Raw genomic sequence first — 12,449 nt, forward strand, 5'->3', positions numbered from 1 at the left:
CGCCGCCACGCGCCATCCATGGCGCGGGGCGGCTAAACCGGCATCCCTGCCGGTTTACCCCCCAAATCCCTGTCGAATTCCGGCCAGCGTGTTTGACGGGGCGCCTAAGATCAAAAGCAAGATCAAGATCAAGAGCGGCTCGCTTCGCATCGTGGGTTGGGGTTTATACTCGCACCCATTCAAATCTACCGAGATACCCCATGAGCACCTCTGTTCCTCTCACTCCCGCGCGCAAGCCTGTTGCGCCGTTGGTGGCCTTTATCATCCTGGTGCTGGGCGCCTTGTTCCTGCAAAACAGCGTCGGCTCGCATCAGGTGCTGTTACTCGTGGTTGGTGCGGCACTGGGCTTGACCCTCTACCACGCGGCCTTCGGGTTTACCTCGGCCTGGCGCGTGTTCATCAATGATCGGCGTGGCGCTGGCTTGCGCGCGCAGATGGTGATGCTGGCGATCGCGGTGCTGTTGTTCTTCCCGGCGTTGGGGGCGGGCAGTTTGTTCGGGCAGCCGGTGGTCGGGCTGGTGGCGCCGGCCGGGGTGTCGGTGGTGTTTGGGGCGTTCATCTTTGGCATCGGCATGCAATTGGGCGGCGGCTGTGCGTCGGGCACGCTGTTCACCGTGGGCGGCGGCAATGCGCGCATGCTGGTGACGTTGTTCTTCTTTATCTGTGGCTCGCTGATCGCCACGCACCACGTGGACTGGTGGTTTGCGCTGCCGGCCTTCCCGGCGGTGTCCATCGTCAAGAGCTTCGGCGTGGTGCCGGCGATGGGCCTGAGCCTGGCGGTGTTTGCGATCATTGCAGTGGTGACCGTGCGCCTGGAGAAGGCTCGTCATGGTCAATTGGAAGAGGGGGTGAAAAGCGAGCATCAAGGCCTGCGCCGCTTCCTGCGCGGCCCGTGGCCATTGGTGTGGGGCGCCATCGGCCTGGCCTTGCTCAACTACGCCACCCTGGCACTGGCGGGGCGGCCATGGGGCATTACCTCGGCGTTTGCGTTGTGGGGCGCCAAAGTTGCCAGCGGCCTGGGTGTGGACGTGGCCAGTTGGGCGTTCTGGCAGATGCCGGGCAACGCCAAGGCGCTGGCTGCGCCGGTGTGGGAAGACATCACCAGCGTGATGGACATCGGCATCGTCCTCGGCGCGCTGTTGGCCGCCGGCCTGGCCGGGCGTTTCGCCCCCAGCCTGAAAATTCCGGCGCGTTCGCTGGTGGCAGCGGTAATCGGCGGCCTGCTGCTCGGCTACGGCTCGCGCCTGGCGTACGGCTGCAACATCGGTGCGTACTTCAGTGGCATCGCCTCGGGCAGCCTGCATGGCTGGGTGTGGTTGGTGGCGGCGTTTATTGGTAACAGCGTGGGTGTGCGTCTGCGACCGTTTTTCTTTACGGGCGAGCGACCGCAGGTGGCGTTGAGCGGTTGCTGAGTCAGTCCTGAACGGAACTGTCTGGCGCCTGAGCCGCTTCAGTCGCCAGCTTTTCCCGGTCCGCCTTGCTGATGTATTTATCCTTTTTCTTCGGCGCCAATTTGGCGTTGGCCTTCCTGGCTTTTTCCTTGAAGAGCTGCTGGAGTTTTTTCTGGCGGTTCATGGGGTTCTATCCGGGTTGTTCAGGCTCGGAATGATACCAGCTTCGCCCACTGGGTCGCTTTTTAGCGCCGATCTGTGCATTGAATCGCCTGTCCTTTCGCCAATAATCGGGTGTTCCACTGCACAACGGAAGACACTCGATGAGCCTCCACACCCGCACCAAACGCCTGACCGTCCCGCAATTGGTCGCCATGAAGGGCCAGCAGAAAATCGTTTCCCTGACGGCCTACTCCAGCACCATCGCCAAGCTGATTGACCCGTGGGTCGATTTCATCCTGATCGGTGATTCCACGGCCATGGTCGGTTACGGCCGGTCTTCGACCTTGAGCATGCAGCTTGAAGAAATCATCGGCCACACCCGCGCTGTGGTCGACAGCACGCGCCTGGCGTGTGTCATTGCCGACATGCCGTTTGGCAGTTATCAGGAATCCAACGAGCAGGCCTTTCGCAATTGCGCGCAGGTGTTGGCGCGCACCGGCTGCGATGCGGTGAAGCTGGAGGCCAACCAGGCTTTGGCCGGCACCGTCGAGTTCCTGGTGGCGCGGGGAATTCCGGTCATGGCGCATGTGGGGCTGATGCCGCAGTTCGTCAATGTGATGGGCGGCTTCAAGGCCCAGGGCCTCACCGCCGAAACCGGCGCGCGGATTGCCGAGGACGCGCGGGCCAATCTGCAGGCGGGTGCGTTCAGTCTGGTGCTTGAGGGCGTGGCTGAAGGCGTAGCCCGTCAGATCACCCTCGACTCAAAAATGCCCACCATCGGTATCGGCGCCTCACCGGCCTGCGACGGCCAAGTGCTGGTCACTGAAGATGTGTTGGGCCTGGGCGGTGAACACCTGCCGCGCTTCGTCAAACAGTACGCGGATGTGGGGGCAGTTATCCGCGACGCCTGCGAGCGGTTTGCCGAAGACGTACGCCACGGCCGCTTCCCAGAGGCGCGGCACTGCTACGGGCTCTGACGAACCGCGTGCGACAACTGTTCCACGGCCTGGGCAATATCCTTGCTCCAATCGAGGGTGAAACTCAGGCGCAGGTGCTGTTTCCAGCTGCCTTGCTGGCTGAACAGTTCACCGGGGGCGATGACGATGCGCTCGGCCAGCAAGCGTTCGAGCACCTGGCGCATGTCGACCGGGTGCGTCGCCGCAAGCCAGAAGCACGCGCCGCCTTGCGGCGTCATCACCTCAAAGGCACCCTGCGCGTATTCGTCCAGCAGGTTTTTCATGCGGGTCATGCAGTCGTGCAACAAGGCCCGCAGCTTGTGCAGGTGCGCATCGATGCGTTTGGACGTGAACAGCTTGGCGATCGCTTTCTGACGGATCGGTGAGAGGCGAAACGCCCGTTCCAGGAACAAACGCTGCAACTGCGGCCCACATCCACGGCATAGCACATAACCATAGGGGGCTTCCGAGCCGATCACCTTGTCGAAGGTCGAGAACACCAGCAGCTTCTGTGGGTCGGCAAAGTCGCGATAGCGCGCCGGTTGGGGCGCGAAATACAAGTCGCCGTACGTGTCGTTTTCGAACAACCAGATAGCCCGCTCCGCCAGCCACCGGCAAACCTGCTGCTTATCCTCGGCGGGCATGCGGCTGCCGTGGGGAATGTTCACGGTGGATGACAGCACTGCCAGGCGGACGGGCGTATGTTCGAGCAGTTCATTCAGGGCCAGCAGGTCGAATCGACCGTTGTGGTCCAGGTGCAGTTCGATCACACGGATGTTCGCCGCCTGCAACTGGCGCAGGATCGCCCACGAACACGGCGACTCTACGAGCGCCACGCTGCCCGCCAGGTCCAGGGCGTTGAGCGCCAGCTCCAACACACTGTGCAGGTCCGCACCGATGTACACCTGATCGGCCTGCCAGTAGTTGCCCGTGGAACAGGTGTAGCGTTCAGCCAATGCCGCGCGCAACTCGGGCTCGCCGAAGGGCAGGTACTGCGGTGTCAGGGCGCGCGGGTAGTGGCGGGCCAGTTCGCGCTCGATCATCAGCAGCGGGTTTTCCAGCGACAGCAGGATGGCCGGGACGTCGGCGCTCAAGGCCAGCATGCCCGGTTGGCGGGAGTTGGCGAAGACCTGGTCGAGCAGGTTGGATGAGCGTTGAGTCGATAAAGGCGCGGGTATCAACCGCGTGAAATAACCGAGCTTGGGCCGTGCGTAGATCCGTCCCTCATCCTCCAGCAACGAATAGGCGTATTTGGTGGTCGACACCGACACGCCTAGGCGCTGCGCCAACTGGCGCAGGGAGGGCAATTTTTGCTCGCCCTGCGCAGAGCCAGCCTCGATCAGCTCGACGAGGTAGCGATACACCGCTTGATAGGCGAAGGCGGTGTCCTTGGGGTTAGCCATGCGTACTCAAGAGCCGACGGCCGTGTGCGCGTCAGGGCTCTGCGGCTTATGCATGACAAACGTTGCCTTTACCCGTCTGGAGACCAGCATGTAAGGCACCCATATGAACAAGGCAATCAATGTCCGTGCCAGCTCTTTTGTCGTGTTGGCGTCGAAAATGGGTTCATCTACGAACACTAATGAGCACACCCAGGCATCGAGCGGAATGTACACCGCCGACGCAAGCACCGTAGCGATATAAACCTTGGGGAATAGATAGTGCTCGGTGATGAAGAGGTAAATGAGGTACGCGTAGGTGGCGACAAACAACACATTAATCAGCGCTTCCGACACCAGAATCGGCGCCCACAACGGGTTGTACAACTCCATCCCAGGCGTCGACAGCAGGGTAAAAGTACCATCCGCAAAAAGCGGGTAATGCACCGCAAGCAGGCTATAGGCCGTGCGGGAAATCGAGATGACCAGGCCTATTACAATGAGCACGAGCCAGCCTCGTAACCCTCTCAACTCTTCGCTTTCTTGCATGTTGCGCTCCATGGGTGACTCAGTTGATCAATGGCTGAACGATTGCTGCAAAAACGCAGTCATCAGTCCTACCACCTGTTGTTGGATCTCTGCCCTTGGCCGAGCGCCTTCTCCATCCCGGCAAATCATGCCATCGCCCGGCGAGCTTTCTTCAATCAGCTCCATGCCGCCCGGCTTGCAGATCGACATGAACGTGAAGTGCGTGGCATCGCGGATCTCCACGTACTGGGTCGAGGCTTTGGGCAGGCGCTTGACCAACGCGGCGGACTCCAGGTTAGGGTCCATATCTTCCGTGGGCACGCCACCCGCGATCACCAGCGCCGGTACGGGAAGTGTGGCCAGACTGGCGTCGGTGAAGCCGGGCGCGAGGCCCAGGTCCAGGGACACAATGGCGGTGACGCGTTTGTCGCTCAAGTCAGCGGCCAACTGCGCTTTGCCTTCGGGTGTGCCGGCGGGGTTCATCTCGTGGTAACCCATGCAACCGCCGAGCTTCGGGTGTGCGTCGCAGGCTTGGGTGAACAGATCGGGATCGAAACGCGCGCCGGCAATCTCAAGCACGGTCCAACCGCCGAGGGAGTGGCCGACGGCGGCAATGCGATTTTTTGCCACCGCGCCAAATTGCTTGGGCTGGGCCAGGACCGCGTCAATGGCGCGACTCAGGTCGGCCGGGCGCTTCCATAACTGAGCGGCGGCCTGCGGGCTACGGTCCTTGGTGGTGGTGCCGGGGTGATTGACCGCCGCCACGATGTACCCTTTGTGCGCCAAGGCACTGGCCAACCACACCTGTTTGCCCCAATTGCCGCCGTAGCCGTGGGAGAGCACGACCAAAGGATGCTCACCGGCATCTGGTGGTGCATCTGTCACCGCGAGGGCGCCGATGAACACCCCGTTGTCGGCGATCAGCTGGGGTTTTGTGGTGGTTGCAGCAGCGGGATACCAGACCACCATTTCCAGCGGGCGGCTGGTCTGCGCGTCGGGCAGGGTGGTGGTTTTGAAGCCGACGGGGCTTTCGGCCGCGAGGGCGGGCGTGGTCAGGCAAAACACAAGCAGGGCGCGCAAGGCGGTTTTCATTGTTGTTATCTTCCTTGATTTTGGTCGCGCATCATTACCTGAAACCGATCGTCTGGGTACCCCCCTTTACCCTTGGTATTTGTCAACCCAACCCCATAACTTGCCTGTATCCATTGCGCGGAAGAACCGACCATGACCAACCCAACCGAAACCGCCATCCTCGCCGGCGGCTGCTTCTGGGGCATGCAAGACCTGTTGCGTCGCTACCCCGGCGTGCTGCACACCCGTGTCGGCTACACCGGCGGCGATGTGCCGAATGCCACCTACCGCAACCATGGCAACCATGCGGAGGCGATCGAGATCGTGTTTGACCCGGCGGTAATCAGTTATCGGCAGATTCTGGAGTTCTTCTTCCAGATCCATGACCCGAGCACACCGAACCGACAGGGCAATGATCTTGGGCCGAGTTATCGCTCGGCGATCTATTACCTGAGTGAGCAGCAACGGGATGTGGCCGAGGATACGGCAGCGGATGTGGATGCTTCGAAGTTATGGCCGGGCCGGGTGGTGACGGAGATTGAGCCGGCGGGGCCGTTTTGGGAGGCGGAGCCGGAGCACCAGGATTATCTGGAGCGAATTCCCAACGGGTATACCTGCCACTTTATCCGGCCGAACTGGAAGTTGCCCAAGCGCGGTTAAGACAGCGCAACGGCAGAACAACAAAGGGGACGAATCAATCCGTCCCCTTCACGGTCAGCCAGCACAGGTCTGCTTGTCGATTTCGAACCGCCCGACTTCTTTTTCGTTTTTGCTGCCAAAAATATAAATCAAGGTGCCGCCCAGCGTGAGGATTGGCGAGCCTTTAGACATCTGCGCGGCGCAAACAACCTGGGTGATGTCGGAGAATGTCGCGTCCAGGTCAAAGCTATCGGGCTGGGTATCGTAATTGACCAACGTGTAATAGAACTTTATCGCGTGGCTGTTAGCCGCTTCCGCCCGGTCGAACCTTATGTCCTCGTTGACCATTCGATTACCAGCCGTGGTTCGCGCGGTCAGGATGATCAGGTCGCTGAGGTAGCTGGGTTTGCTGGGCTCGGGTGTTTCTTCGAAGGCCTGTTTTATCAGCACGCCGGCCAAACCAACAAACAGCAAGCCCCACGCGGAATACCAAAACACTTTCCTGGTTTTTTCTGTTGCCACGTTGTTGTCTCCTAGACCCGTCACCTATTTCCCTAAATCCCCAACGGCCAGGACCTGCGGTGCATATTTGAGGTACCACTCACGTTGGCCGACAAGCAGGTCGCGGGCGAGTTCGAGCTCTCGCTCGGACATGGCGGCGTAAACCCGCTCACGGTGGTCAACGTGTTGCACCTGGTTGTTGACCACTGTGTAGAGCGCCCAGCCTTTGCTTTCCATGCACAGACGGCTGCCCTGATTAATGATTTGCGCTTCGGTGTAGCCCAGGGAGCGAAGGACCTGCACACCCTGGCCATTCTTTTGGTCAGTAGCGACCTGAAATTGAACACAGGTGTTCAGGCTTTCGCTGAACTGAGTGGCGGAAGACACGTTGTGAGGCACTTTGAAATAGACGTTGCCATCCTTGAAGTCCATATCCGCTCGATCAGAGACCACACTTTGTGCAGAACTCAAATAACGGGTCTGAGGCGTCGAGGTCGATGCACATCCGTTGAGGAGGCTGCCGACCACGGCCAGCGTAAGCAGAGAAATGGTGATTCGCATCGAGACGTCCTTGAGGTGTTCCCAGGTAAATCCATTGGCCATTGAAGCCGTGCATTGCGCAGCTTTGGAAGGGCAGTGGCGCAGTGCGCAATGTTGACACAAACAGGGCGTTAACCGAAGAAACGGCTTCGTAGTTATGGGGGATCAGCGCTTTTCGTACGCCCTGTACTCGTTCTGCAGCACGATATGGTCCGCCACGTACTTCGCATCGTGCCAAACCCCATAGATAAACGACGATGCGCGGTTCACCAGATTCGGCAGGCCCAGGAAGTAAATCCCGCTCTGCGCCGAGATCCCGCGCTTGTGGAACGGCTCGCCTTTCTCATCGAACGCATCGACCTTCAACCAACTGAAATCGAACGTGAAGCCAGTGGCCCAGAGGATCGTGGTCACGCCTGCTTCTGCCAGGTCCAGGCTCAACATCGGATTCACCAGGCACTCAGGGTCTGGCAACAACTCCCAGGCCTGCGGTTCCGGCGGAAACGGCAACCCGTTCGCCTCGATATAGGCATCTGCATCGCGCAGCACGTCAAAGTAGGCGCGATCCCCTTCAGCTACGTTCCCAGCCAAGCCCGGTTGGAAGGTCATGACGCCGTCTTTCCAATCCTGGGTGACGCCCACCAGATGAATCCCTTGGTGTGCCAGGCGGCGGAAGTCGACCGTCTTACCGCCTTCGTAACCGCTGACCGCAAAGGCGACGTGCTTCTTCTTCGGCTGGATTTTGACTTCATCCCACAGGCCCAATGCACCCAGCCACCAGCAGTAGTCACGGCCGCGATAGGCGCGGGGAGGGCGGTAGTGTTCGCCCACCGAGAGGTACACGGTCTTGCCGGACTTTTGCAGTTCTTCGGCGATTTGCGAGCCGGAGGCGCCTGCGCCTACAACCAGTACGCCGCCCTCGGGGAGTTGGCCAGGGTTCTTGTAGCTGGACGAGTGCAGTTGATGCAGCGACGCGGTGGTCGGAACGATGTTCGGGATGGAAGGGCGCTGGAACGGGCCGGTGGCGGCGACCACATTGGCGGCCTCGATCACGCCGGCCGATGTGGTCACCTTGAAGCCGGGTCGTCCCACATGACGCTCTACCTGCTGCACTTCGACGCCGGTGCGCACGGGGGCCTGCAACTTTTCCACGTAGGCTTCGAAGTAGTCGGCCATGCGTTCCTTGGGAGGAAAGGCTTCCGGCGAAATGCCTTCGAATGTGAGGCCGGGAAACCGGTCATGCCAGGCCGGGCCGTTGGCGACCAGGGAGTCCCAGCGTTCCGAACGCCAGCGTTCGGCGATGCGGTGGCGTTCCAGCACGATATGCGGCACGCCCATCAGCGACAGGTGTTCGCTCATGGCGACGCCGGCCTGGCCTGCGCCGACGACCAGGGTGTTGATTTTTTCGACGGACATAGGCGGTTCCTGCACAGTCATTAGGCGGTTTGGTCCAGCAATTCGGCCACGGCCGTGAGTGCCAGTTGGTAACCCAGCGCCCCCAACCCGGCGATCACACCGGTGGCGGCCTTGGACACGTAGGAGTGGTGCCGGAAGTGCTCGCGCTTCCAGATATTGCTCATGTGCGCTTCGATGATCGGGCCGTCGAAGGCCAGCAGCGCATCCAGGATCGGCACCGAGCTGTAGCTGAGCCCGGCGGCGTTGATCACGATGGCGTCGGCGTTCAAGCGTGCCTCTTGAATCCAGTCCACCAGCACGCCTTCATGGTTGCTCTGGCGAAAATCCAGGGTCAGGCCCAATGTCGCGGCGAGGTCTTGGCAGCGGGCTTCGATGCTGGAGAAGCTCTCGCTGCCATAGGTGCCGGTTTTGTCCAGGCCGTAGAGGTTGGCGTTGGGCCCGTTGAGGAAAAAAACAGAGTGGGTCATGGCGTACTCCAGGTTATTCAGGACTGCCAGTCATCCGGCACAACAGCAATCACGTCGATTTCCATCAACCACTCCGGCTGGCCCAGGCCGGAGATCACCAGCCCGGTCGAGATCGGGAATACACCTTTGAGCCACTTGCCGACTTCCTGGTACACCGGCTCGCGGTAGCGTGGGTCGATCAGGTAGGTGGTGGTCTTCACGATGTGCGACAGATCAGAACCCGCCTCTTCCAGCAGTTGCTTGACGTTCTTCATTGCCTGCTCGGCTTGCGCACGCGGGTCGCCGAGGCCAATGAGGTTGCCCTCAAAATCAGTGCCGATCTGGCCGCGCACATAAATAGTGTTGCCCGCGCGCACGGCCTGGCATAGGTCGTTGTCCAGCGCCTGGTTGGGGTAGGTCTGTTGGGTGTTGAACATGCGGATGCGGGTGTGGGTCGGCATAACGGCAACTCATGGGACACGGGATGCAGCCAGCTTCACACCGGCCCGATTGCGACGAAACCAGCATTTGCGCGGGGTAGTGCTTAGGAAAAACCGAAGCCCGTGCAGGTCATCGCCTGGTGCCTGACACGGCACGAACCCTGCAACGCTCCCGGTACAGTCATTGTTGAGGGGCAGGCGTGATGCTCAGTCGTATTACTCAGCGTCAACTGGAGTATTTCGTTGCGTCGGGAGAGGCGGGCAGCATCAGTGCGGCCGCTGAACGCATCCACGTGTCGTCGCCGTCGATTTCGGCGGCGATCACCCATATGGAGGCCGAGCTGGGCATCCAACTGTTTATCCGCCACCACGCCCAGGGCATTTCCCTCACGGCGGTGGGGCGCCTGGTGATGCAGGAAGCCAAGCTGATCCTGGAACAGATGACCAACCTCTACACCATCGCCTCGGAGTCCTTGAACAGCGTGCGCGGCCCGCTGCGGGTCGGCTGCCTGGCGTCGCTGGCGCCGATGATCACGCCGGAACTGGTGTTTGGTTTCGGCCGCGCGTTTCCCGGCGTGCGGCTGACGCAAGCCGAAGGCAACCATGAGGAACTGCTGGAAAAGCTGCGCAGTGGCGAGCTGGATATCGCCCTGACCTACGACCTGGTGACCAGCCCGGACATCGACTTCCAGCCCCTGGCGCAGCTGCCGCCTTATGTCATGGTCGGCGAGTATCACCCGCTGGCGAACTCGCCGGCCGTCAGCATGCAAGACCTTGAGGCTTACCCGGTGGTGCTGCTCGACACACCGTGGAGCCGCGACTATTTCCTCAGCCTGTTTATCCAGGCCGGCACCACGCCGAACATCATCATGCGCTCCACCAACCTCGAAACGGTGCGTGCCATGGTGGGCAACGGTATCGGTTATTCCTTCGCGAATGCACGGCCGAAATCGAACCTGTCCCAGGACGGCAAGCGCGTGATCCGCCTGCGCCTGGCCGGCGCCCACCGCCCGATGCGCCTGGGCTACGCCACTGCCTGCAACACCCAGCCGTCGCGGGTGGTGTCGGCGTTTGCCGAGCGTTGCCGCATGTTTGTGTCCGATCAGTACATCCCCGGCATGGCGCCGCCGAGCTTTTTTGATCCGCATGCGGTGCGCGATTGTAGGAGCGAGCTTGCTCGCGAAGGTCGTTAACGATAACGCGTGAAACCTGAAACGACGCGGCGACTTTGGGTTTCTCGCGAGCAAGCTCGCTCCTACACACAAGCGGCAAGCCTGTTTTGCACTGAAATGTCGCGCGCAATGTGCCGCCCATTCCTGCGTGCACCGTTTTGAGCTGCATAGGTTCTGCCTACCCAGTGCCCCGGCTTTTACGAATTGACCCTGACCACCTCCCCCCACGACTCTGAACCCATCGATGTAGATCAACTTCTCAGGGCACAGCGACGATGACATTCGACTGGAATTACATGTTTGGCTTGCTGGGCGATACCGAGTTCTGGCGCGCGACGTGGACGGTGATCAAGCTCAGTACCCTGACCTGGGTCTTGAGCATCGGCCTGGGCTTTCTGCTGGCGCTGGCCAAGCAATCCAGGCACGGCCTGCTCAGCGTGCCGGCGCGCGGCTATATCTGGCTGTTCCGCAGCCTGCCGCTGCTGGTGCTGCTGATCTTTATCTACAACCTGCCGCAAGCGTTGCCCGGCACCTCGGCGATCCTGGCCGACCCGTTCTGGTCCGGCCTGCTGGCGTTGGTGATCTGCGAGACCGCCTACGTGGCCGAGATCCATCGCGGTGGCCTGCTGTCGATCCCCAAGGGGCAGGGCGAAGCGGCACGGGCACTGGGCCTGAAGTTCTTCGGCACGCAATGGCGTGTGGTGATTCCCCAGGCGTTGCGGGTGGCGTTGCCGTCGCTGGCCAACGAATACATCTCCATCGTCAAGCTCACCTCGTTGGTGTCGGTGATCTCGCTGACCGAGATCCTGATGGTCGGCCAGCGTCTGTATTCGCAGAACTTCCTGGTGATCGAGACCATGGCGGCGGTGGCGTTCTTCTACGTGTTTATCGTCACGGTGTTCGACTTCCTGCTCAAACGCCTGGAGCGCTTTCTCGACGTCAATCAGCGCAACGTTTCCCGCGTTCCTGATGCGGCGGTGCTGGCCCTGGCCACCCAACAGCGCACCGCCTTGGCGCGCCCGGCCAGCAACGGCGAACCCGCGTTGCAAGCCGCACGGCTGCACAAGGCCTACAACGATATCGAGGTGCTGGGCTCGGTCAACCTGCAGATCCAGCCCGGCGAAGTGGTGTCGGTGATCGGCCCGTCCGGCTCTGGCAAAACCACGCTGATCCGCCTGCTCAATGGCCTTGAGCAACTGGACAACGGCGAGATCAGGATCAATGGCCAGCCGTTCATTCACCTGAACAAAGTCGGCGCGCAGAAGCCCCAGTACATCGAGCACGCCGAACATCGCCTGAACATCGGCATGGTGTTCCAGAGCTTCAACCTGTTCCCGCATTTGAGCGTGCTCGACAACCTGCTGATGGCGCCGAAATACCATCGGCTGGGCGCGACGTCCGAGCTTAAGCAACAGGCCTACGCGCTGCTGCACAAGGTCGGCATGCTCGACCACGCCTGGAAATATCCGCACCAGCTGTCCGGCGGCCAACAACAACGCGTGGCCATTGCCCGCGCCTTGATGATGCGCCCGCAGATCATGCTGTTCGACGAGCCGACTTCGGCCCTCGACCCGGAGAAAGTCAACGAAGTGTTGCAAGTCATCGAAGCCCTGGCCGAGGAGGGCATCACCATGGTGATTGTCACCCACGAGATGAACTTCGCCTTCAAGGTGTCCGACCGCATCGTGTTCATGGAGAAGGGCCGCGTGGTCTGCGACGACACGCCGGGCGCCTTGCGCAGCGGCCACAACCCACGCGTGGAGGCGTTCCTCAAGGACGTCTCGCTGGCGTGACCCCCTCAACGTTCA

The 12,449-nt window shown here is 61.0% G+C and carries 14 protein-coding genes; 5 read left to right on the forward strand and 9 right to left on the reverse strand.

Going from position 1 to position 12,449, the window contains the following annotated elements:
* Positions 1-200: 200 nt before the first annotated feature.
* Complete coding sequence (locus HX793_RS11195) at positions 201-1,412, forward strand: YeeE/YedE family protein (protein WP_016976431.1); 1,212 nt, start codon at positions 201-203, stop codon at positions 1,410-1,412.
* Position 1,413: 1 nt separating this feature from the next.
* On the opposite strand, the gene HX793_RS11200 is transcribed toward HX793_RS11195, so the two are convergent.
* Positions 1,414-1,575, reverse strand: coding sequence for a DUF2986 domain-containing protein (locus tag HX793_RS11200; protein WP_177095482.1), 162 nt, complete (start codon positions 1,573-1,575; stop codon positions 1,414-1,416).
* A 139-nt stretch (positions 1,576-1,714) separates the two neighbouring features.
* On the opposite strand from HX793_RS11200, the gene panB reads away from it, so the two are divergent.
* Positions 1,715-2,530 carry a 3-methyl-2-oxobutanoate hydroxymethyltransferase gene (gene panB, locus HX793_RS11205; protein ID WP_033901002.1) on the forward strand — a complete coding sequence of 272 codons (816 nt, stop codon included), beginning with the start codon at positions 1,715-1,717 and terminating at the stop codon, positions 2,528-2,530.
* Here the strand turns inward: panB and HX793_RS11210 are convergent.
* From HX793_RS11210 to HX793_RS11220, 3 genes are read right to left on the reverse strand one after another with little or no spacing between them, the layout of a single operon-like run.
* On the reverse strand, positions 2,518-3,912 hold the full coding sequence (locus tag HX793_RS11210) for an aminotransferase-like domain-containing protein (protein WP_177095484.1): 1,395 nt from the start codon (positions 3,910-3,912) through the stop codon (positions 2,518-2,520). The genes panB and HX793_RS11210 overlap by 13 nt on opposite strands.
* 6 nt (positions 3,913-3,918) lie before the next feature.
* Complete coding sequence (locus tag HX793_RS11215) at positions 3,919-4,437, reverse strand: DUF2569 domain-containing protein (RefSeq protein ID WP_177095486.1); 519 nt, start codon at positions 4,435-4,437, stop codon at positions 3,919-3,921.
* A 27-nt stretch (positions 4,438-4,464) separates the two neighbouring features.
* Positions 4,465-5,508, reverse strand: coding sequence for an alpha/beta hydrolase family protein (locus HX793_RS11220; RefSeq protein ID WP_177095488.1), 1,044 nt, complete (start codon positions 5,506-5,508; stop codon positions 4,465-4,467).
* Positions 5,509-5,640: 132 nt separating this feature from the next.
* Here HX793_RS11220 and msrA point away from each other — a divergent pair, with 132 nt between their 5' ends.
* Positions 5,641-6,147, forward strand: a complete 507-nt coding sequence (msrA, locus tag HX793_RS11225; RefSeq protein WP_038844295.1) for a peptide-methionine (S)-S-oxide reductase MsrA — start codon at positions 5,641-5,643, stop codon at positions 6,145-6,147.
* A 54-nt stretch (positions 6,148-6,201) separates the two neighbouring features.
* Here the strand turns inward: msrA and HX793_RS11230 are convergent, their stop codons facing one another.
* From HX793_RS11230 to HX793_RS11250, 5 genes are all read right to left on the reverse strand, one after another.
* The gene (locus HX793_RS11230) at positions 6,202-6,648 is read right to left on the reverse strand and encodes a hypothetical protein (RefSeq protein ID WP_016976438.1); all 447 of its coding nucleotides are present in this window, start codon (positions 6,646-6,648) and stop codon (positions 6,202-6,204) included.
* A gap of 24 nt (positions 6,649-6,672) precedes the next feature.
* Positions 6,673-7,188, reverse strand: a complete 516-nt coding sequence (locus HX793_RS11235; RefSeq protein ID WP_177053545.1) for a hypothetical protein — start codon at positions 7,186-7,188, stop codon at positions 6,673-6,675.
* Between the two features lie 144 nt (positions 7,189-7,332).
* Positions 7,333-8,583 (reverse strand): flavin-containing monooxygenase, encoded by a 1,251-nt coding sequence (locus HX793_RS11240; protein WP_177053544.1) that lies wholly within the window; start codon positions 8,581-8,583, stop codon positions 7,333-7,335.
* Positions 8,584-8,603: 20 nt separating this feature from the next.
* On the reverse strand, positions 8,604-9,050 hold the full coding sequence (locus HX793_RS11245) for a type II 3-dehydroquinate dehydratase (protein ID WP_016976441.1): 447 nt from the start codon (positions 9,048-9,050) through the stop codon (positions 8,604-8,606).
* Between the two features lie 17 nt (positions 9,051-9,067).
* Complete coding sequence (locus HX793_RS11250) at positions 9,068-9,490, reverse strand: RidA family protein (protein ID WP_177053543.1); 423 nt, start codon at positions 9,488-9,490, stop codon at positions 9,068-9,070.
* Between the two features lie 182 nt (positions 9,491-9,672).
* On the opposite strand from HX793_RS11250, the gene HX793_RS11255 reads away from it, so the two are divergent.
* Positions 9,673-10,662, forward strand: coding sequence for a LysR family transcriptional regulator (locus HX793_RS11255; protein WP_016976443.1), 990 nt, complete (start codon positions 9,673-9,675; stop codon positions 10,660-10,662).
* 254 nt (positions 10,663-10,916) lie between these two features.
* Positions 10,917-12,434 (forward strand): amino acid ABC transporter permease/ATP-binding protein, encoded by a 1,518-nt coding sequence (locus HX793_RS11260; RefSeq protein WP_025999743.1) that lies wholly within the window; start codon positions 10,917-10,919, stop codon positions 12,432-12,434.
* Positions 12,435-12,449: the final 15 nt, after the last annotated feature.

Origin of the sequence: Pseudomonas reactans (assembly GCF_013387025.1) — a bacterium.
Lineage (GTDB): Bacteria > Pseudomonadota > Gammaproteobacteria > Pseudomonadales > Pseudomonadaceae > Aquipseudomonas > Aquipseudomonas reactans.